This window comes from Streptomyces sp. NPDC048389 (assembly GCF_040706335.1).
Taxonomy (GTDB): Bacteria; Actinomycetota; Actinomycetes; order Streptomycetales; family Streptomycetaceae; genus Streptomyces.
Map to the genome: position 1 here is coordinate 86,877 of NZ_JBEZKP010000001.1, position 20,090 is coordinate 106,966.

The 20,090-nt window shown below is 71.1% G+C and carries 14 protein-coding genes, 1 tRNA gene and 1 pseudogene; 6 read left to right on the forward strand and 10 right to left on the reverse strand.

All coding sequences use genetic code 11. The features are described from left to right. Positions 1-60 precede the first annotated feature (60 nt). Positions 61-4,416, forward strand: coding sequence for a PAS domain-containing protein (locus AB0903_RS00420; RefSeq protein WP_366697429.1), 4,356 nt, complete (start codon positions 61-63; stop codon positions 4,414-4,416). 250 nt (positions 4,417-4,666) lie between these two features. Here the strand turns inward: AB0903_RS00420 and AB0903_RS00425 are convergent, their stop codons facing one another. The 6 genes and pseudogenes from AB0903_RS00425 to AB0903_RS00450 form a co-directional block, all read right to left on the reverse strand. Next, entirely contained in the window at positions 4,667-6,313 is a 1,647-nt protein-coding gene (locus AB0903_RS00425; protein WP_366697431.1) for a long-chain fatty acid--CoA ligase, read from the reverse strand. 370 nt (positions 6,314-6,683) lie between these two features. Then, a complete protein-coding gene (locus AB0903_RS00430; RefSeq protein WP_366697433.1) occupies positions 6,684-7,238 on the reverse strand; it encodes a SigE family RNA polymerase sigma factor in 555 nt (184 codons plus the stop codon). Positions 7,239-7,360: 122 nt separating this feature from the next. Continuing rightward, positions 7,361-8,530 carry a lipid-transfer protein gene (locus AB0903_RS00435; protein WP_366697435.1) on the reverse strand — a complete coding sequence of 390 codons (1,170 nt, stop codon included), beginning with the start codon at positions 8,528-8,530 and terminating at the stop codon, positions 7,361-7,363. 287 nt (positions 8,531-8,817) lie between these two features. Further along, positions 8,818-9,216, reverse strand: a pseudogene (locus AB0903_RS00440) (MaoC family dehydratase); the annotation flags it as partial. Between the two features lies 1 nt (position 9,217). Further along, the gene (locus AB0903_RS00445) at positions 9,218-10,117 is read right to left on the reverse strand and encodes a bifunctional MaoC family dehydratase N-terminal/OB-fold nucleic acid binding domain-containing protein (RefSeq protein WP_366697437.1); all 900 of its coding nucleotides are present in this window, start codon (positions 10,115-10,117) and stop codon (positions 9,218-9,220) included. A 210-nt stretch (positions 10,118-10,327) separates the two neighbouring features. Next, entirely contained in the window at positions 10,328-10,633 is a 306-nt protein-coding gene (locus AB0903_RS00450; RefSeq protein WP_366697439.1) for a hypothetical protein, read from the reverse strand. A 293-nt stretch (positions 10,634-10,926) separates the two neighbouring features. Between AB0903_RS00450 and AB0903_RS00455 the strand changes: the two genes are divergently transcribed. Then, the gene (locus tag AB0903_RS00455) at positions 10,927-11,811 is read left to right on the forward strand and encodes a bifunctional DNA primase/polymerase (RefSeq protein ID WP_366697440.1); all 885 of its coding nucleotides are present in this window, start codon (positions 10,927-10,929) and stop codon (positions 11,809-11,811) included. Positions 11,812-12,399: 588 nt separating this feature from the next. Continuing rightward, the gene (locus tag AB0903_RS00460; protein WP_366697442.1) at positions 12,400-12,777 is read left to right on the forward strand and encodes a hypothetical protein; all 378 of its coding nucleotides are present in this window, start codon (positions 12,400-12,402) and stop codon (positions 12,775-12,777) included. Positions 12,778-13,084: 307 nt separating this feature from the next. Here AB0903_RS00460 and AB0903_RS00465 read toward each other — a convergent pair whose 3' ends face one another. From AB0903_RS00465 to AB0903_RS00475, 3 genes are all read right to left on the reverse strand, one after another. Beyond that, entirely contained in the window at positions 13,085-13,744 is a 660-nt protein-coding gene (locus AB0903_RS00465; RefSeq protein WP_366697444.1) for a methyltransferase domain-containing protein, read from the reverse strand. Positions 13,745-13,922: 178 nt separating this feature from the next. Next, positions 13,923-14,010, reverse strand: a tRNA-Ser gene (locus tag AB0903_RS00470). A gap of 97 nt (positions 14,011-14,107) precedes the next feature. After that, on the reverse strand, positions 14,108-15,802 hold the full coding sequence (locus tag AB0903_RS00475; protein ID WP_366697446.1) for a trypsin-like peptidase domain-containing protein: 1,695 nt from the start codon (positions 15,800-15,802) through the stop codon (positions 14,108-14,110). Between the two features lie 329 nt (positions 15,803-16,131). Between AB0903_RS00475 and AB0903_RS00480 the strand changes: the two genes are divergently transcribed. The 3 genes from AB0903_RS00480 (at position 16,132) to AB0903_RS00490 (ending at position 18,932) form a co-directional block, all read left to right on the forward strand. Then, positions 16,132-16,932 (forward strand): glycerophosphodiester phosphodiesterase, encoded by an 801-nt coding sequence (locus AB0903_RS00480; RefSeq protein ID WP_366697448.1) that lies wholly within the window; start codon positions 16,132-16,134, stop codon positions 16,930-16,932. Positions 16,933-17,085: 153 nt separating this feature from the next. After that, positions 17,086-17,685 (forward strand): ATP-binding protein, encoded by a 600-nt coding sequence (locus tag AB0903_RS00485; protein ID WP_366697449.1) that lies wholly within the window; start codon positions 17,086-17,088, stop codon positions 17,683-17,685. A 254-nt stretch (positions 17,686-17,939) separates the two neighbouring features. Next, positions 17,940-18,932 carry a DUF5926 family protein gene (locus AB0903_RS00490; RefSeq protein ID WP_366697451.1) on the forward strand — a complete coding sequence of 331 codons (993 nt, stop codon included), beginning with the start codon at positions 17,940-17,942 and terminating at the stop codon, positions 18,930-18,932. Positions 18,933-19,137: 205 nt separating this feature from the next. On the opposite strand, the gene AB0903_RS00495 is transcribed toward AB0903_RS00490, so the two are convergent. Beyond that, complete coding sequence (locus tag AB0903_RS00495) at positions 19,138-19,818, reverse strand: hypothetical protein (RefSeq protein ID WP_366697453.1); 681 nt, start codon at positions 19,816-19,818, stop codon at positions 19,138-19,140. Between the last annotated feature and the right edge of the window lie 272 nt (positions 19,819-20,090).

Genomic DNA, 20,090 nt, shown 5'->3' on the forward strand with positions numbered 1-20,090 from the left:
GAGGGGCAGGATGGGACAGGCCGTCCGCAATACGCAGTTGGTCAGGGAGGAACCGTCGTCGTGAGCAGCAGGCCATCCCGAGGCGCTGCTCGCCTCGCAGCCATACTCGACGCCCTCCCGGACGGGCTCGTCCTCGTCAACGCCAACGGCACGGTCGTCAACGCCAACACCATCGCGCTCGAACTCTTCGAGACGCCGGGCACCGCCCTCGTCGGACGGGGCCTACTCGATCTGCTGCCCGAGTTCGACTCCCGGCTGATCCCCGGCTCGATGCGCCGGCCCGACGCCGCCGATCACCGGGGGCGCACGAAGCCCACCCGCATGATCGCGCGGCGTACGGACGGCGGCGGGTTCCCGGTCGAGGTGACCAGCGCGAGCCTGGAGGACGGGCGCGAGGCTTACGACTCGTACAACGCGTACACCGGCGCCGAGCTGCTGATGCTGGTGGTCCGGGACCTGTCGGGGACCGTGGACACCGAGGCGGAGCTGGCACGTTCGCAGCGGCAGACCGAGATGATCCTCCGCGCCGCGTCCGAGGGCGTCGTGGGCACGGACACCGACGGGCGGGTCGTACTCGTCAACCCGGCCGCCGCGCAGATCCTCGGCTTCCGTGCCAGCGACCTGGGCGGCCAGGAGCTGCACCCGCTGATCCTCCACTCGCGGGCGGACGGGGAGCCGTTCCCGTACGAGGAGTCGCCGCTCGCCGACACCCTCAAGTCCGGACGCAAGCACCGGGTTCGCGGCCAGGTGCTGTGGGCGAAGAGCGGCCAGAAGGTCTCGGTCGACCTGACGACCGCGCCGGTCCGCGACGGGGACCAGCTGGTCGGCGCGGTGATGACGTTCACCGACCGGCGGCCGTACGAGGAGCAGGCGGAGAAGCACGCCGCGGAGTTGGCGGAGACGACGGAGCGGTACACCACCGAGCTGGCGGAGACGACGGAGCGGCTCACCGCGGAGCTCGACGCCGTGACCGAGCGGCTCACGGCCGAGCTCGCCGCCACCTCGGAGCGGTACGAGGCGGAACTGGCCGACAAGGTGGACCGCTACACCGCCGCGCTGGAGAACGGCGCCGAGCGGTACACGGAGCTGGCCGCCCGGCACGCGCAGCTGACCGCCGTGCTCGGGGAGTCGCTGCGCGGCCCGCTGGAGGAGCTGCGCACCGAGTTGGGCACGCTGGCGGCCGACCCGGCCGGACAGCTGTGGCCGGAGGCCAACCAGATCCTCCACCATCTGACCGCCGGTTACGCCCGGATGACGACGCTTGTCGACAATGTCCTCGGCTATCAGCTGCTCGACACGGGTGCGCAGCAGCTGACGAAGTCCAACGTGCTGCTCGACGCGGTCGTGACGGCCGGCGTCGACGGCGCGATCGAGCTCATCGGGCCCGGGCGGGCACAGTTCGCCGTACACGCACCGCCGATCGAGGCCGAGGTCGACGGAGCCCGTCTGGCCACGGCGCTCGCGCATCTCGTCGCGGACGTGGCGGGCGTCGACTCGACCGGCAGGGCCAAGCTGCCGCCCGGTGGCGGATACGTGGACTCGACCGTCGTCGTCGCGGCCGCCCAGCGTGGCGACGTCGTACGGATCGAGGTGCGCGGGCCGTTCGCCGGGGGCGACCCGGTGCACGAGCCGATCGTGCGCGGGATCGTACGGGCGCACGGTGGTGTGCTGCAGACGCACGAGGTGCCGGGCATGAGCGGCAGCGCCTACGTGCTCGAGGTGCCGCTCGGCGAGGGAGCGGGGACGGTCACCCCGCCCGCGGCGGCCCCCGCCCGGATGCCCGCTCTGCCCGCTCAGCAGTCGCCGGAGCCGTCCGGTCCCGCGGCAGCCCCCGGGCCGGACTCCGCCGTCGCCGCGGCGCCCGCCCTGGACCCTGCGACGCAGTCCGGCCTCGTGGCGGTCCCCGCGACGCAGTCCGGCCCGGCCCCCGCGACGGAGTCCGGCCCCGTGGCGGTCCCTGCGAACACGATGGGCGGTGGCGGTGGCCGCCGCCGGGCCCGGCGGGCATCCACGGACGCGTTCCTGGAGAGTCCCGTGGCCATGGAGGACCCGGTGGCCGCGCCGCCGACCGGGCGGCGCCGCGCCGCGCAGCCGGACGGGGAGCTCATCCCCGCCCAGAGCACCGGCGGCCCCACCGCCGAGCGTCCTGGTGGCAGCGGCGGGACCGGGCGCCGGCGTGGCCGCCCCAGCCCGGCCGAGACCCCCACGGCAGCCATGCAGCCCGCGGAGGGTTCCGTGGTGACGGCTGCGGAGAGCGCGAGCGGGCGAGCCGCGCTCGGGGAGACCGTGCCGCCGCAGGGCGTGCCGGTCGACGCCCACGGCGCCCAGTCGGTGCCTTCTGGGCGGCGCGCGCGCAGGGCCGTCGAGAGCGGCCTGCCCAGGCCGACGGAGGGGCAGCGGGGTCAGTCGTCCGCGCAGGCGCCGCAGCCCCAGCAGCCTTCCCGGTTCCCGCAGCTCCCTCAGCTCCAGAGCGCGCTGAACGTCCAGGACGCGCAGGAGGCGGCACAGGGGGCGCAGGATCCACACGAAGCCCTGCACCCCCACGCCCAGCCGCAGCCCCAGCACACGCCGCAGCCGACCGGCCGGCGGGCCAGGCGGGCGCTGGCAGCGGCACCGGCCGAGGCGGAAGTCGAGAGCAAGCCCCCGCGTACGGCGTTCGCGCTGCCACCCGCCGAGGCCGACAGGGCACCTGCCGCGGCGCCCGCAGCCGACTCCACGGTGGAGCGGCACGACGCAGTGGCCGGTGCCCCCGACACTCGGCACCACACACCGCCGCAACAGCACCCGGTTCCGACGGGACGCAGGCGCGCGCGCAGGGAAGCGCAGCCGCAGCCACCGGCAGTGGCTCAGCACCCACAGGAGCCCGCGGAGGCGCCGACCGCTCCGACCGGGCCGGCCGCTCCCGTCGGTCACGCAGCCACCGGTCAAGCGGGCGAAGGGCGGGACGACAGCCCGGGTGACACCGGCACGTCAGCCGCGCCCGCAGTCGCCGTACCGGTCGCCTCCGACACCGGGTCCGTATCGCTGCCCCTGCCGCCGGCGGCGCCGACACCGGCTGAAACACAGGCGGCGGCACCGACACCGGCTGAAACACAGGCGGCGGCACCGACACCGGCTGAAACACGGGCACCGGCGCCGGCGTCGGCCGAGGCGCAGGCACCGCCGCCGCAGCCTGGGAGGGCCGACGGCCCGCAACCCACCGCGCTGCCCGCAGCGGAAGCTGCCCGGCCGGTGGCCCCACGGGTCGCGCAGCCTCTTCCCGAGGAGCAGCCGGCCCCCGCGGACTCCACCCAGGGCCGCGCCTTCAGCGTGCGCACCCTGGGCCAGGGGGTCCCCTTCGCCCAGCACCTCACGCAGCAGCAGAACCAGACCCTCGGCTCCGGACGCCGCCGGAAACTGGGCACGCGTCCGGACGCCGACGATGCCGAACTCGACGCCCGCCCGCACCCGCAGCCCACGGCGGCACCGACCCCCGCGCCGATGCCGCCCGCCGTACAACAGAACGGCTCCCGGCTGCCCCCCGACCTGGGGGACGGGCGTCCGGAGGGCATGGCGGGCAGCCGCTCGGAGGGCCGGGCGTATGCGATAGGGGCCCCGGACGAGGGCGCGGAAGGCCCGGAGCCGCTCGACGGCCCCGGCGGCGCGGTCGAGGTCGCCAACCGGCCGCAGCCACAGCCCGTCGACGACGAACTGCCCCCGGAGCCGCTGGACAACCCGCGCCGGCTACTGGTGTGGCCCGCCCCCGACGTCTCCACCCAGCAGGCGCTGAGCGATCGCGGCTACCGCCCCGTCGTCGTGCATTCGCGCGAGGAGGTCGATGCGCAGATCGCGGCGTTCCCCGCCGCACTGTTCGTGGACCCGCTCACCGGGCCGATCACCCGGACCGCCCTGCAGTCCCTGCGCCAGGCCGCCGTCGCCGCCGAGGTCCCGGTACTGGTGACCGCGGGCCTCGGGCAGGCCACGCGGGAGGCCGCGTACGGCGCCGATCCGGCCGTACTGCTCAAGGCGCTGGCGCCGCGCGACAGCGAGCAGCACCCGTCACGAGTGCTGCTGATCGAGGAGCACGAGGAGATCGCGCTCGCGCTGACGTCCACCTTGGAGCGGCGCGGTATGCAGGTGGCGCGGGCCGGGGCCGACGCGGACGCGGTCACGCTCGCCACACAGATGCGGCCGAACCTGGTGGTGATGGACCTGATGCAGGTGCGCCGCCGACGCGCCGGGATCATCGACTGGCTGCGGGCGAACGGCCAGTTGAACCGCACTCCGCTGGTCGTCTACACGTCGGCCGGTCTCGACCCGGCCGAGCTGCCGCGCCTGTCGTCGGGAGAGACGGTGCTCTTCCTCGCGGAGCGCTCGACGAGCAACGAGGTGCAGGCGCGCATCGTCGACCTGCTGGCGAAGATCGGCACCAACTGAGGACCGGGAAGCGGCAAGACCGCGAAGCGCAGGACCGGGAGGCGCAGAGTCGCGAAGCGCAGGACCGCGAAGCGGCGAAGGCGGCAAGCAGCAGACCGGCGAGGGGCCGGCGGTCGATGACCGTCGGCCCCTCTTCCACGTCCGCCCCACTCTTCCACGTCCGCCCCACCGGGAGAGCGGCGCGCCCGCCCTTCGCAGCTCGGGACCGGCCCACCCAGGTACGGCGGCCCCGCACTCGCGGACCCTGCGGCTACAGCTGGGTGACGTCGAGCTCCCCGTCCGCGTACTGCCTGCGAATGACCTTCTTGTCGAACTTGCCCACGCTGGTCTTCGGCACCGCCGGCACCACCGCCCATCGCTCCGGCAGCTGCCACTTGGCGATCTTCCCGGCCAGGAACGTCTTCAGCGTCTCGTAGTCCGCGGTCGACCCCTCCTTCAGCACCACGGTCGCCAGTGGACGCTCGCCCCACTTGTCGTCGGGCACGGCGACGACCGCGGCCTCCGCGACCTCCGGGTGCGCCATGAGCGCGTTCTCCAACTCGACGCTGGAGATCCACTCGCCACCCGACTTGATGACGTCCTTGGCCCGGTCGGTCAGCGTCAGATAGCCGTCGGGGCTGATCACGCCCACGTCGCCGGTCCTCAGCCAGCCGTCCCCGGCGAACTTGTCCTCCGGCCGGAAGTCCTCGCCGCCCGCACCGCCGTAGTAGGACGCGGCGATCCAGTTGCCGCGCACCTCCAGCTCACCGGCCGACTCGCCGTCCCACGGCAGGGACTCCCCGCCGGGATCCACCAGGCGCGCCTCCACACCGGCCGGGAAACGGCCCTGTGTGATGCGGTACGGCCACTCCTCCTCGGCGCTCAGCCCGGCAGGCGGGTGAGCCATCGTGCCGAGCGGCGAGGTCTCCGTCATGCCCCAGGCGTGGCAGAGCCGCACGCCGAGTTTGTCGTACGCCTCCATGAGCGACGGCGGGCAGGCGGCGCCGCCGATGGTGACCTGCTGCATGGAGGAGAGGTCGCGCGGGTTGGCGGTGACCTCGGCGAGCAGTCCCTGCCAGATGGTGGGAACCGCCGCGGCGTGCTGGGGCCTCTCCCGCTCGATCATCTCGGCGAGCGGCGCCGGCTGCAGGAAGCGGTCGGGCATCAGCATGTTGATGCCGCTCATGAACGTGGCGTGCGGCAGACCCCAGGCGTTCACATGGAACTGGGGGACGACCACGAGCGTGGTGTCCTTGTCGGTCAGCCCCATCGACTCGGCCATGTTGACCTGCATGGAGTGCAGGTAGATCGAGCGGTGGGAGTAGACGACGCCCTTGGGGTCGCCCGTCGTACCGGACGTGTAGCACATCGCCGCCGCGGTGCGCTCGTCCAGCTCCGGCCAGTCGTAGGTGGTCGGGCGGCCGGCGATCAGCTCCTCGTACTCGTGAACCTGCGCCTCCGTGTCGGCGAGGAGCGAGCGGTCGCCCGGTCCGGACACGACGATGTGCTCGATCGTCGGCAGGTGCGGCAGCAGCGGTGCCAGCAGCGGCAGCAGGGAGCCGTTGACGATCACGGCGCGGTCGGCGGCGTGGTTGACGATCCAGACCAGCTGCTCCGCGGGCAGGCGGAGGTTCAGGGTGTGGAGCACGGCGCCCATGGAGGGGATCGCGAAGTACGCCTCGACGTGCTCGGCGTTGTTCCACATGAGGGTGGCGACTCTCTGGTCGCCGTCAATGCCGAGCTCGTCACGGAGGGCGTTGGCCAGCTGAGTGGCTCGTCGGCCGGCTTCGGCGAAGGTGCGGCGCTGCGGCTCGGCCTCGCCGGTCCAAGTGGTGATCTGCGACTTGCCGTGGATTGTCATCCCATGCTGAAGGATGCGGGTCACAGTCAGCGGTACGTCCTGCATGGTGCTCAGCACGGCGTCCTCCCGGTGGGCGCTAGCGCTACGTGGCAGAAAAGGTGGGTAGATTCTGCGCACATACCAAGCGGTATGTCACTACCCAGGGGTAACGAATCGCAGCACATCCCCGCCCAACACCGCACAACAACGCACACGACCCGGCCACCTGGCGACGCGCCCGTAGACGCGCCCGTATATGGAGGACCCGCATACGGATGACGACCCTTAGGGTGAGCCGCACGGATGACGTGCGCACGGGCCCGTACACGGTGTGCGCGGAGGACCGTATACGGATGACGTGCGCGCGGACGGCCACCCGTGCGCGCGAATGACGTGTGCGCCGACGGCCACCCGTGCGCGGACGACCCGAGTACAGAAGAAAGGGCAGTCAGCGGACCGGTGCGAGATCCGGATCCTCGCGGAGCTTGGCCAGCGCCCGCGACACGGCGCTTTTGACCGTGCCGATCGACACCCCGAGCACCTCCGCCGTCTGCGCCTCGCTCAGATCCTCGTAGTAGCGGAGCACGACCATCGCGCGCTGGCGGTCGGGCAGCTTCATCACTGCGCGCCACATCGCGTCGTGCAGCACCTGCTGCTCTGCCGGATCGACTCCCGGGACCCTCTCCGGCTCCGGCAGCTCCTCGCAGACGAACTCGTCGACCTTGCGCTTGCGCCACTGCGATGTGCGCGTGTTCAGCAGGGCACGGCGGACGTATCCGTCGAGCGCCCGGTGGTCCTCGATCCGCTCCCAGGCGACGTACGTCTTGGCCAGCGCCGTCTGCAGCAGATCCTCCGCGTCGCTCGGGTTCGAGGTCAGCGACCGTGCGGTCCGCAGAAGTACGGGCCCCCGCGCCCGTACGTACGACGAGAACGAGGTGTAAGGGGTGTACGACGGCACCGGCGCGGCGGCCTTGGAAGCGCTCGTACAGACTGGCGTGGTCATGGCTCCACGCTAGAAGCGCGCCCGCTGTCGCGGATCGGCCCCAGGTCCCGAAGCGTTGTCCCCCTCAGGTTGTAGGGCCGACGGGAGCCGCACCTCCTGAAGGTGGAGGACACCCTCAGGTACTACCCGGGAGCGGCCCCGAGAACCAGCCCCGACGTCGGCACACCGGTGCCCGCCGTGACCAGCGCGGTGGCCGCCCCCGGTATCTGGTTCACCGCAGTGCCGCGCAGTTGTCTGACCGCTTCCGCGATGCCGTTCATCCCGTGCAGATACGCCTCTCCCAGCTGCCCGCCATGAGTGTTGAGGGGCAGCGCCTCACCGGCCACGAAGTCGGCCCCCTCACCCGGGCCGCAGAAACCGAACTCCTCCAGCTGCATCAGCACGAACGGGGTGAAGTGGTCGTAGACGATCCCCACGTCGATGTCGGCCGGGGTCAGCCCGGAGGTCTGCCACAGCTGTCGGGCCACGACCCCCATCTCGGGCAGGCCGGTCAGCTCGTCGCGGTAGAAGCTGGTCATCTGTTCCTGGGCCCTGCCCGCGCCCTGCGCCGCGGCGAGAACCACCGCCGGTGGGCGGGGCAGGTCGCGCGCCCGCTCGACACCGGTGACGACGAGCGCCTGGCCGCCGTCGGTCTCCTGGCAGCAGTCCAGCAGTCGCAGCGGCTCGACCACCCACCGGGAGGCGGCATGGTCGGCGAGGCTGATCGGACGGCCGTGGAAGTACGCCGCCGGGTTGGTGGCCGCGTGACGCCGGGCGGTGACGGCGACATGGCCGAAGGCATCGGGCGACAACCCGTACACGTGCAGATAGCGCCGGGCGGCCATCGCCACCCAGGAGGCGGGCGTGAGCAGCCCGAACGGGAGGTTCCAGCCGAGCGCCGCTCCCTCCGCCGACGGTTCACGGCGCTGCACGCCGGCACCGAAGCGGCGGCCGGAACGCTCGTTGAACGCCCGGTAGCAGACGACGACATCGGCGATACCGGCGGCGATCGCCAGCGCCGCCTGCTGCACGGTGGCGCAGGCGGCACCGCCGCCGTAGTGGACCCGGGAGAAGAAGGACAACTCACCGATGCCCGCTGCCTGGGCGACGGTGATCTCGGGGCTGGTGTCCATGGTGAAGGTGACCATGCCGTCCACGTCCGCGGGGGAGAGACCGGCGTCGTCCAAGGCGGCCCGTACCGCCTCGACGGCCAGTTTCAGCTCACTGCGCCCTGAGTCCTTCGAGAACTCGGTCGCCCCGATGCCGACAACGGCCGCCCTGCCGCCGAGCGAGTCCTTTCCCCGGATGGTCATACGCCTTCCTCCGGAACCGACTCGCCGCCGCCCGGAACCGTCTCGCGGCCGCCCGGACGTGGACATGGCGGCGCGGGCGGGCGTGGCGGCGCGGCCGAGACGGGCGACGTCGACGGGCGTAGCGGCGCGGCCGAGACGGGCGACGCGCCTGGACATGGCGGCGCGGCCGAGACGGCTGCCGTGCTCGAACGGACCTGCTTCTTTGGACGAGCCCGTTCGCTTGGGCCGACCCGCTTCTCCGGACGAACCCGTTGGACCGGGCGGTACGCCGTCTCCGGAAGCGGCCTCTGCCTCGGGAGGGCCACCGTCACCGTGCCGGTGACATGGTTGCCGAGACTGTTGGCACCGATGACCCGCACCTCCGCGGTCGTGCCGTCGAACCTACCTATCGTGCCGCTCAGCACCATCGTGTCTCCCGGATGGTTGGGTGCGCCGAGCCGGATGGTCACCTTGCGCAGTACGGCATGCTCACCGAAGAAGTCGGTGACATACCGGCCCACCAGGCCGTTCGTCGTCAGGATGTTCATGAAGATGTCCGGAGCGCCCTTTTCCCTGGCCAGCTCCGGATCGTGATGCACATCCTGGAAGTCACGCGAGGCAATGGCCCCGGCGACGATCAGCGTCCGAGTCACCGGGACGGTGAGGGGCGGCAGTTCCGTCCCGGCAACGATGAGACCGCGGCCCATGTCAGCCGACACCCCCCTGTATGGCCCGGAAAACGGGCAGCTCGAACTCGCCGTCGACGCAGGTGAATTCGAGCTCCACCGGCATCCCGATACGCACCTTGTCGTGAGGTACGCCCACCACGTTGCTGACGATCCGTACCCCCTCCGCCAACTCGACCAGTCCCACCGCGAACGATGGATCGAACGCCGGGAACGGGGGATGATGCACGACCACGTAGGAGAAGACGCTCCCCGAGCCGCTCGCCTCGACGGTGTCCCAGTCCGGCGATCCGCAAAAGCCGCAGCCGGGCAGCCATGGAAAGCGCAGTGTCCCGCACCCCTCGCAGCGTTGAATGAGCAGCCGGTGCTCTGCCACGCCCTCCCAGAAGCCCGCGTTGTCCCTGTTGATCACGGGACGCGGGCGGCGACCCTTCGGCTTACGTTCCCGGGGCGTGTACCTGAGGATCCGGAAGCGATGCGTCCCCACCGGCTCGCCTTCTGCGCGCACGTCCATCCGCGTGGTGATGAAGTAGCCCGTGCCCAGCTTGGTCGTCTTGCGCTCGGACACGGACTCGACCACCGCGTCGTACGTGATCCGGTCCCCCGGCCGCAGCGGCCGCAGATACTCCTGCTCGCAGTCCGTCGCCACCACCGAGGTGTACCCGGCGCCGTCGAGCAGTTCGAACAACTCGACCTGCGCGGCGCCCCGGTCGGTGTGCCCCGACAGACCGCCCATCGTCCAGACCTGGAGCATCGTCGGCGGGGCAATGGCGTCCGGCCCGGCGTACGCCGCGTTACCGTCCCCCATCGCCTCGCACCAGTGCCTGATCATCGCCTCGTTGACAGGATCCTTGCCCATGCCCGAGGCAGCGGCCGCCCTCCCCTCGTACGCCTTCAGCCGTACGTACAACGCGTCGGTCATCGCTCCCCCCTTCCTCTCCCTTCCCCGGAATCTGACTGTCCGTCAGCTTCTGGTGACATGTCAAGGTCGCAAGCGACATCAAGGCCCCAGACCCAACCCCGGCACTCCCCCCGTACTTCCCCCTTCGCCTGCGGGCGCCTGCGCGGCGGCGCCCCCAAGCACCACCGCACAGTCGGTCGCCTCCTGCTCACATCCCCCTCGGGCCGGGCGTCACCACAGCGGTGAGAAGTGCACGGCCACGTTGTCCTGATCGATGACCGTGAACCCGAGCCCGTTGGCGCCGGCGGTATTGCTCTGATTACTGGCGCCCGCCCCGGTCGCCACCTGCTGAGCGGTGGACGAGTTGCCGAAGTTGGCGCCGGTGACGCCGCTGCCGGTGATCGTCGCCACCGACACGTTCGACCCGTCGTCCGCGAACCCGCCGTTGCCGGCCTGGGCCACCCCGCCGAGGACCGAAAAGGCGAGGGGCAGAGCGGCGGCGACAGCAAGAACGCGGGCAGAACGGATGCTTGCCATGTCATTCCTCCATGAACGGAAACTGCTGAAGTGCTGTGGACTTCGGGGCGGTTGGCCGTCCGCTCCCGACTTGATCACGACGTCGCAAGATCAGAGTTGCCCACACCATCCCCGGCGAACCACCCTGGAAGGGACGATTCGCTCGCAAGCGTGAGGACATGTCGATAAACCCCTTTCTCGCCCCGAGAACGACACCCTGGCACGACCCGCCGGGAGCGCCGCCCCGCCCCGGCTGAAGCGTTTCCGCACCGTTTACACATCCCTCTCCTCCTTATTCGAACTCCTGTACGAATATGGTTCCATGGTCATCACCGCCCGGCAGACCTCCACCCCAAGCCCTCGCCCACGCCCTCTCGGCCGCCGAGCGCGGGCTCCCCGTCATCCCCCTGTCCGCCACCAAACTTCCCGCCCTGCGCTCCTCCCACAAGGGCGACCCCGATCCGGTCCTGTGCCGAGGCGAATGCGGTCTTCCGGGCCACGGCGTCCACGACGCCACCACCGACCCCGCGGCTGTACGGGCACTGTTCGCGGCCGCTCCCCGGGCCACCGGCTACGGCATCGCGTGCGGTCGGCCACCGCACCATCTGATCGGCATCGACCTCGACACCAAGCCCGCGACCGACTCCGTGGCCGAGCTCCAGCACCTGGCGCTCCGCCACCTGTTCACCATCCCGGAGACGGTCACCGTCCTCACCCCGAGCGGCGGCCGCCACCTCTGGCTCACCGGCCCGCCCGACACAGTCGTCCCCAACTCGGTGGGCCGGCTCGCCCCCGGCATCGACGTCCGCGGCACCGGCGGCTACCTCGTCGGCCCGGGCTCGGTCACAGCCCACGGCGCGTACCGCCTCGCACCGGGGACGGCGCACCTGCCCCCTGCGCCCTGCCCTCGCACCCTCCTGCGCCTGATCACGCCTCCCGCGCGCCGGCGCTCCACCCCTGGGCCAACCGCCCACCACGGAGACGGGCACGGCCTGGTCCAGTTCGTCCTCGCGGCACAGGAGGGCCAACCGAACACCCGCCTGTTCTGGGCGGCCTGCCGGGCCTACGAGAACGGCCACGGCGCCGCCCTGACGGCCGCCCTCACCGGCGCGGCGGTCCGCGCCGGCCTCACCGAACGCGAAGCCCGCGCCACCATCGCCTCCGCCGCCCGACTCACGACGGACCGCGGCCTCCGCTGACCCGCCCCGGCGAAATCACGGCACCGCCGGCCCCGCCCGAAGGTGACCCGCATACGGCGCACCCTCCTTGTCGTGCAGCACGGTGCACCGCGCTTGCCCCCGCTCGCAGGGCGGCCCGACAAGTTCGGAGCGGAGAACCGTGAGCGGAAGAAGCGGAACCGGCTGCTGAAGCAGGAGAGCGAGGTCGCGCGCCGCGCGGCGGCCTACCTGCCGCAGGCGAACCTGCCGGGAAAAGGCTCTACCTCGTCAGAGAACTCACCACCGGCAAAATTCCGCCGCCGTTGCGCGCCGAGCCCTGGAACCTGCCCGCCGGCACTCCTACCGGCGATTTCACCGGCCGGCGAGTTGGGCAGCCACCACGGGTCGAGCCTCGAAGATCAGGGCCCCATCGGGCCTTAACGGGCAGATCCACAGACTGCCCGATTTCACTCACCAGCATACAGGCCCCGATCTCTCGCCCCATGGCAGCTCCCGCCCAAAGCCGCTACACCGACATTGTTTGGATGCGACACGGTCCACGCGCTTCCACAGCCACAACGGGACTCAATGCCATGGACCGCCGCGAGGCGGCTGTGATCCACTGCAGTAATGAGTCTGTCAGTAAATGTCTTCGTCATGGGTGCGGACGGGGAGAGGCAGGTCCTGGACGTTCCCGAGGGGTGCTCTGACCTTGCCGGGTTCGAGCGTTGGCGAACCAGCGTGTGGGGTTCGGAGGCGGTCCGTTCGCTCGGAACTCGGTTCTTTCCGGTTCTGGCCGACGCAGACCTGCAGGTCGAGGCCGACCAGGTGCCCGCATTCCGGCGCGAGTGTGCCGTCCTTCGCCAAAACATCGAGGCGGTCGTTGCCGGTACGGACCCAGTGCGGACATTGGAGGAGCACAAGCGCCAGATCTCGGAGCGGTTGGCGAACATCGAGGACGCTGCCAGGCGTGCGCAGGCGGCAGGCGGCGGCGTCCTTATCTGGTGACGTGCGCCTGGTTGAGGCACGGGCCTACGGCGATGTCCGCTGGCCCGTAGCCGCGCGCCCTGCGTGCCCCACGCGTGCCCGACCGGAGAGGAAAGAGCGGGGAACACGGGGAACCGGGGCGATACAGCCGCTTCAATACAGGTCAGCCCCCACGCAGCTCAGCGGGCACCCACATACGGCGTCTTCCAAACTGGTGCTTCAGGACCGTCGAGACAGCGCTTGACTGGGCCATTGGGACTCCACCGACCTCATGCAGTCTCCGAGGTTGCTGTCCTCGACGCTGGTCAGCCACGGGGTAGAGCGAACCTCAAGGCCGTTCGGGCTTATGGGCAAGGAAGGTGGCGTAAGTCCTCTCCGCCCTTTCGCTGGGTTCCTCTACCAGTCGTGCAGTGAGGACGAGCCCGGCCTGCTTCAGGAGTTCGGCAATCTGATCCGGCGGCAACAGGTAAGACTCCCAGGACACCGGATGACCGCCGTACGCCTGTGTGGGGCGCAGATGCTGGCCGACTCCTACATGGCCGGCCAGCATCAGACAGCCGCCGGGCGCGAGAGTGCGGTGGAACTCGCTGAACACCACCGGCAGCAGAGTGGGGGGTGTGTGGTGGGTGGAGTAGTACGCGAGGATGCCGCCGAGGTCGTCGTCCTCTATCGGGAGCGAGGTCATCGATCCGACGCGGAAGCGCAGATCCGGATAGGCGCTCCGGGCCAGTTCGACCATGGCGGGCGAGAGGTCCATGCCGAACGCTGGCACTTGCCGCTCGGCGAGGTAAGCCGTCACTTTGCCAGGCCCGCATCCCAGGTCGGCGACGGGCCCGAGGTCGGCCGTTCGCACCATCTCCGCGAAGACGTTCAGCATCCCTCGTGACAGCGGATCCAGCTTCGCCGGAGGTTTGACCTGCTCGAAGTAGCTGGAGGAAACCGTGTCGTACGACTCCCGGACGGCGGCAAGGTAGGAGAGATCAAGCATGGGGGCGACCCTAGCCAGGACCCACAGCACACGCGATCACTTTCGTAGTCCGGCATAGGCGCCCCGTGCCCCTCGCGTGCCCCATCGAGCGGGAAACCACAGGGAAGAGCGGTCGGTCACGGGGAGCGGACACGGGAACGGCCCCTGACCGTGTCACCTGGTCAGGGGCCTTTTCACCTGGCGGTGGGTGTGGGATTTGAACCCACGGTGACTTGCGCCACGACGGTTTTCAAGACCGTTCCCTTAGGCCGCTCGGGCAACCCACCCACGCCCCGCCTCACCTGCTGCGGAGCGGGCTACAGACTACCGGGCTCGCGTCGTGGGGCACAGCAGCGTTGCGGGAAGGGGTGGGCTCGGGTGGGGTCAGCTGTCGCCCTTGCGTTCGCCGAGGACGAGCTCCACCTGCTGGGAGTTGCCGTCCCGTTCGTAGGTCAGGGCGACCTCGTCGCCCGGCTTGTGGGTCCAGATCTCGCTGATCAGGGTCGGGCCGCTGTCGATCGGCTTGCCGTTGAACTTGGTGATGACATCGCCCGGCTCGAGCCCCGCCTTCGCGGCCGGACCGTTCGGGGTCACCGCCGGGCTGCCGCCCGCACCGTCTTCCGTGATGCGCGCGCCCGAGCCCTGCTCGGACATGTCGACCGTGGCGCCGATCACCGGGTAGACCGGCTGGCCCGTCTTGATGAGCTGCTCCGCGACCGTCTTCGCCTGGTTGATCGGGATGGCGAACCCGAGTCCGATGGAGCCCGCCTGGGTCTGGCCGAAGCCGCCGCTGCCCGCCGACTGGATGGCCGAGTTGATGCCGATGACCGCGCCGCGCGAGTCCAGCAGCGGTCCGCCGGAGTTGCCCGGGTTGATGGAGGCATCGGTCTGCAGCGCGCTCATGTACGAGTTCTTGCCGCTGGAGCCGTCGCCGGAGGCGACCGGTCGGTTCTTGGCGCTGATGATCCCGGTGGTGACGGTGTTGGACAGTCCGAAGGGCGCGCCGATGGCGATGGTCGAGTCGCCGACCGCGACCTTCTCCGAGTTGCCGAGGGGCAGTGGGTCGACGGCGGAGGGGGCGTTCTTGAGCTTCAGGACGGCCACGTCGTAGCCCTGGGCCCGGCCCACCACGGCGGCGTCGTACTTCTTCCCGTCGGAGAAGATCACCGACAGGCTGCCGCCCTCCGCCGCGGAGGCGACCACGTGGTTGTTGGTGAGGATGTGGCCTTCCTTGTCGTAGACGAAGCCGGTGCCGGTGCCGCCCTCGCCCTCCGCGCCCTCGATGCCCGCGCCGCCCGACTTGGCTTCGATCGTGACCACGCTGGGCAGTGCGTTCGCCGCGACCGCGGCGACCGTGCCCGGGTCGCGCTTGAGGTCCTGCGGGCTGGCCGCGGAGACCGTGGTGGAACTGGAGCCGTCGTCGTTCCGTTCCGCCGCCCAGTAGCCGACGCCTCCGCCGACACCGCCTGCGACGAGTGCGGCGGCGAGGACGGCGGCCGCCATCCCGCCGGCGCGCTTCCGCCGGGGCTGCTGCACCGGGGGCGGCGCTCCCCATGCGGGGCCGCCACTGCCGCCACCGTACGAGGGGAGCGTGGGCGGCGGCGGCCAGCCGCCGCCTGCGTGCTGTGCGGTCGCGGGAGCGCCGGCCGAGGCCGGTGCGGGCGGCGGGGCCTCCCCGCCGTGGCCCGGCATCGGCGCCGTGGCCGGCTCGGGCCCGGGGCCGGGAGAGTGCCCGGGCTGCTCCGGCGAGACCGCTGCCGGCTGCTGCGAGGGGTGGGAGGGAACGGCGGGGGAGGGAGAAGAGGCGGCGGACGCAGAATCTGCCGCTCCGGGAGCCGACTCGGGCGACTCGGGCGCTTCGTACCCGCCGCGTTCGCCGTACCCGCCGTGTTCGTCGTGTCCGCCACTGTGCCCGCCGCGTTCGCCGTGTCCGCCACTGTGCCCGCCGCGTCCGGCATGTCCGGCGTCGTGCGACTCGGGCCCCGGTGCCGGGGGCGTCGATCCCTCGGGAGCGGCGCCCGGCACTGGAGGTACGGACGGGGCGGCCGGGACCGCGTTGCCCTCGTTCTCGGTGCTCACAGCTCTCTTCTCCTCAGGTTCCACGTCGGTCTCCGACCGGCGGCATCCGCACCGGCCGGTACCGGGTCACTTCATGACGTCCGCTTCGCACGTGTCCGCGGTCAGCTTTTCCCACAGCACGTCAGGCCACTGTAAGCAGGACCTGTGTGTATCCCGGCAATCCTTTACTTCCGACAAAAGGGGCGCACCTTCACGGCGTCCATCAGGTCACCCTCCGGCCGGACGTGAATTCCGCCCGCACCGAACCCGGGCGTCGTCCGGAGTCGCCCGACCCGGTCGTTTCAGGGGCCCTGCACACGCCTACCCCATGGCGGTGACACCATGACGCGGTGACCCAAGCACGGCAGCACAGCATTCAGGTCGTCGCCCACCGCGGCGCTTCGGAAGACGCCCCCGAGCACACCCTGGCCGCCTATCGCAAGGCGATCGAGGACGGCGCGGACGCCCTCGAGTGCGATGTACGGCTCACCGCCGACGGCCATCTGGTCTGTGTCCACGACCGTCGGGTGAACCGCACCTCCAACGGGCGGGGCGCGGTCTCCGCCCTTGAGCTCGCGGATCTCGCCGCCCTCGACTTCGGCTCCTGGAAGGACGCGGCGGAGAGCCCCGACTGGCGTGATCCGTCCCTTACCTCCGTCCTCACCCTGGAGCGCCTGCTGGAGCTGGTGGCCGATTCCGGCCGCCGTGTGGAACTGGCCATCGAGACGAAGCACCCGACACGGTGGGCGGGGCAGGTCGAGGAGCGGCTGCTGCAGCTACTGGGACGCTTCGGGCTGTCCGCACCGGCGTCCCCCGACGACTCGACGGTACGCGTCATGAGCTTCTCCGCCCGCTCCCTGCACCGGATCGCGGCGGCCGCGCCCGGCCTTCCCACCGTGTATCTGATGCAGTTCATGACACCGCGGATGCGGGACGGGCGACTGCCGGGCGGTGCGCGGATCGCCGGCCCCGGCATCCGGATGGTGCGCAATCACCCCGGCTACGTCGACCGGCTCCACCGCGCCGGCCATCGCGTGCACGTGTGGACCGTCAACGAGCCCGAGGACGTCGAGCTCTGCGTCCGGCTGGGCGTGGAAGCCATCATCACCAACCGCCCCAGGCAGGTGCTGTCCCAGCTGGGCAGGCTCTGATCCGGCCACCGGCCTCCATCAACGGCTCTGCCCGCACCACTGGAAGCACACCGGTCCGCACCGCTGGAAGTACACCGGTGCGCACCGGGGAGTGCACCGGTCTGCCCTACGGGGAGTGCACCGGCGCGTTCGGCACCTGCTCGATCGTGTCGAGTGCGTCACTGGTGCCCCCTTGGCCGGTTTCCGGTCCAGTCCATTGGGGCATTCACACCGTGGCGTGGGGCAAAGGAGGTCTCGGGGGTGGCGTTTGTGGTGGCACAGAAGGTGCCCACGTCGTCGAGCATGGCCGTACCCCATGGCCCTGCGGGCGTGGGCAGGGCGCGACACAGGATGCGCGAGCAGCTGTTCCGCAGCGGGGTACCGGAATCGGTGGTCGACGATGCAGTGCTGATCCTTTCCGAACTGCTCAGCAATGCGTGCCGGCACGGCAGACCGCTGGGACAGAGGGAAGCGGGGGACGGTGACGTACGAGCCGCGTGGCGGGTGGACGAGGCCGGACGGCTCACGGTCGAAGTGACGGACGGAGGCGGTCCCACCCGCCCTGTTCCGGCCACGCCCTCGGTGACCGCGCGGGGCGGCCGAGGGCTCAACATCATCAGCACGCTGGCGCAGGAGTGGGGCGTACGCGACAGCGCCACCGGTGAGGTCACGGTGTGGGTGATCGTCACGGAAGGGCACCGCCGCGAGGACTTCGCCGCGCGCGTCGCCGGACCCGCGTTCGAGTTCGCGGACGCCTTCGACGACCTCGACTGACTCGGCGGGGTGGCGGACAGCGGAGAGGACGGCAGCGGAGAAAACGGCGGCAGAGAGCAGGCAGGGAGGCCGGCAGGAGGCGTGCGGTCGGCGGGCCGCGCGCACGGCGGAGCCCGTGGCCCGGAGAGCCGCCCCGGAGCGCCGACTTGCCAGACACCTGGAAGGCGCCTGGGGCCCGCTGCTCCCCCGCGACGGCGGGGTACGGCTAGGCTCGCGCCGACACAGCACCGCCGCAATCGGGAGAAAGCCACACCATGGCCAAGAAGCGCCCCCAGACGAAGGCGACGAAGCCCCGGCCCAATAACGGGGCCCGCGCCGCAGGCGTCAATGAGCCGGTTCCGGTCGTGGGAGCCCGCGAGCCCTGCCCCTGCGGCTCCAGCCGCCGCTACAAGGCATGCCACGGCCGGGCCGCCTCGCACGCCGTGACGGAACTGGTCCAGCGCCCCTTCGAGGGGCTTCAGGGCGAGTGCGACTGGGTGGCCCTGCGCGAGCTGGTACCCGCCGCGACCGTCGAACTCGCCCTGAAGGGCGGTCTTCCCGAGGGCGTGCCTTCCGTGACGCTCGCGACGGTACTGCCGATGGCCTGGCCCGCCCTGCGCCGCGACGACGGTTCGGTCCTGCTGGGGCTGCAGAACGACACCCCCTCCGGTGACCTCAGCCGCGACCTCGCCGGCACGCTGCAACGGGCTCTCACGACCGAGCCGGGCTCCCCGGTCCCCGCCACAACCGCCGGAGCCGACGGCGTACGGCTGCAGGACCTGCTCGACCCGGACGCCGCTTTCGAGCCGACCGTGCACTCCGGCTTCGAGTTCTGGGTGCCGGGGTCGACCGAGGACACCTCGCCCGAGGTGGCCGCCTCTCTCGAGCGTGCCAACGCGGCGGCCATCCCGACCGTGAAGCTCTCGGGCGTCGACGCCTCCTACTGGTGCGAGACGCCGGAGAGGAACCACCTCCGCTGGGTCATGCCGCACCCGGAGGAGCGGCTGCTCGACGCCCTGGCCAGGCTGCATGCCGCGGGCAGCTCGTCACTCGGCGAGGGGACCCGCCTGGTGGGCTCGTTCCGAGCGCACGGCCTGATGGTTCCGGTCTGGGACCTGCCGACCACGATGAGCGCCGAGGACTGCGAGAAGCCCGCCGCCGAGTTCGCCGAGCGGCTGGCCGCCGCGCTGGCCACCGACGCCCCGCTGACCGCGGAGGAGCGCCGCGCGCGCGGTGGTCTCACCAACCGCCAGGTGACGCTCAGCTGAGAGTGACGATTACCGCCGGGCGTCGGGTGACACCAGTCACAACTCGCTCAATCGGAAGGTAAATCCCTGTCCGAATACGAGAGATCGAATTTGCGAACCGCAGATCTCTTGTTACGGTTCTAGAAGCCCGGTCGCTGGTGCATCCCCCGTCGCCAGCGATCGGGCGTTTCCATTTCCACCGCGCCTCCACCGCGCCTCCACCGCCTCAACGGCCTCTACGCTCCTGCGAGTTGCTACCGGATCGCAGCAGCAGCGGCCCGTCGCCCGTTCTGTCGTAAGCGGCGAACTCCACCACTGCCGAGTAGGCGGAAGCGGCACCGCGCGAAGGCTCATGGGGAGTTTCACAAGTACGTGGCTCGTCGCCCGCCCCGACGTCGCAGTTGGTCCGGACAGTACGTCCACCCGGTGCCATCGGAGTGAGTACGGACGTCAATTTCTCTCCCGTCGCATTGCGGTAATAAGTGCGGGCCCAGGTCAGACCGGCGCGTGTCAGTACGCAGGTCTGCGCGTCGACCCCGCCGGGAGAGGCGAGTTCCGGCCCACATCGGGAGTTCGTCCGGGCGGCGGAGTCGCCGTAGGCTTCGCCCTCGCCCCGCTCACCGGTACGCAGCGCCCCGTCCGCCCCGGCGTGCTCGTCGGCCGAACCGGATGTCCCTGCCCGTTCCACGTCGCCGCCGCCGGTGGTGGTGGTGGTAGTGGCGGCGGTGCCGAGTCCCGGCAACAGACGGGTGCCGACGTCCGCAGCACCGCCCTTGACCTGGTCGGCAAGGCCCTTCTCCGGCGAGGCCACCGGTTTCGGCGATCCGGCCGGTCCCGCCGACGCGACGATCGGCACCAGCGTGGCTGTGACCACCACGGCGGCGAGCCCGATCATGCGGAGATTCATCGGGCATCTGCCGGCTACGGGGGATTCGTCACGACGGCCCGAAGATATCCGGGGATGACGGGCGCACGGCTGACCGCGCGCCCAATTCCGTGACAACTCGGCCCGGCTGCTACCCGTACGAGTGACGGGACCGCATCGATACGGCCTGGCCGGGAGCCGAACCGGCCAAGCCGAACCACACCGACCGGAGCAGGAGCCGACCCGCCGGAGCGGGAGCCGAACCAACTCGGGGAACACGCCGCCCACCGGAGCAGGAGCCGGCGCACCGGAGC

Bases quoted from the DNA above. Each gene is read 5' to 3' on its own strand.
- AB0903_RS00430 (WP_366697433.1), bottom strand. From the start codon at position 7,238: ATGACCACGCCAGTCTGTACGAGCGCTTCCAAGGCCGCCGCGCCGGTG.
- AB0903_RS00435 (WP_366697435.1), bottom strand. From the start codon at position 8,530: ATGACCATCCGGGGAAAGGACTCGCTCGGCGGCAGGGCGGCCGTTGTC.
- AB0903_RS00445 (WP_366697437.1), bottom strand. From the start codon at position 10,117: ATGACCGACGCGTTGTACGTACGGCTGAAGGCGTACGAGGGGAGGGCG.
- AB0903_RS00450 (WP_366697439.1), bottom strand. From the start codon at position 10,633: ATGGCAAGCATCCGTTCTGCCCGCGTTCTTGCTGTCGCCGCCGCTCTG.
- AB0903_RS00455 (WP_366697440.1), top strand. From the start codon at position 10,927: ATGGTTCCATGGTCATCACCGCCCGGCAGACCTCCACCCCAAGCCCTC.
- AB0903_RS00460 (WP_366697442.1), top strand. From the start codon at position 12,400: ATGAGTCTGTCAGTAAATGTCTTCGTCATGGGTGCGGACGGGGAGAGG.
- AB0903_RS00465 (WP_366697444.1), bottom strand. From the start codon at position 13,744: ATGCTTGATCTCTCCTACCTTGCCGCCGTCCGGGAGTCGTACGACACG.
- AB0903_RS00490 (WP_366697451.1), top strand. From the start codon at position 17,940: ATGGCCAAGAAGCGCCCCCAGACGAAGGCGACGAAGCCCCGGCCCAAT.
- AB0903_RS00495 (WP_366697453.1), bottom strand. From the start codon at position 19,818: ATGAATCTCCGCATGATCGGGCTCGCCGCCGTGGTGGTCACAGCCACG.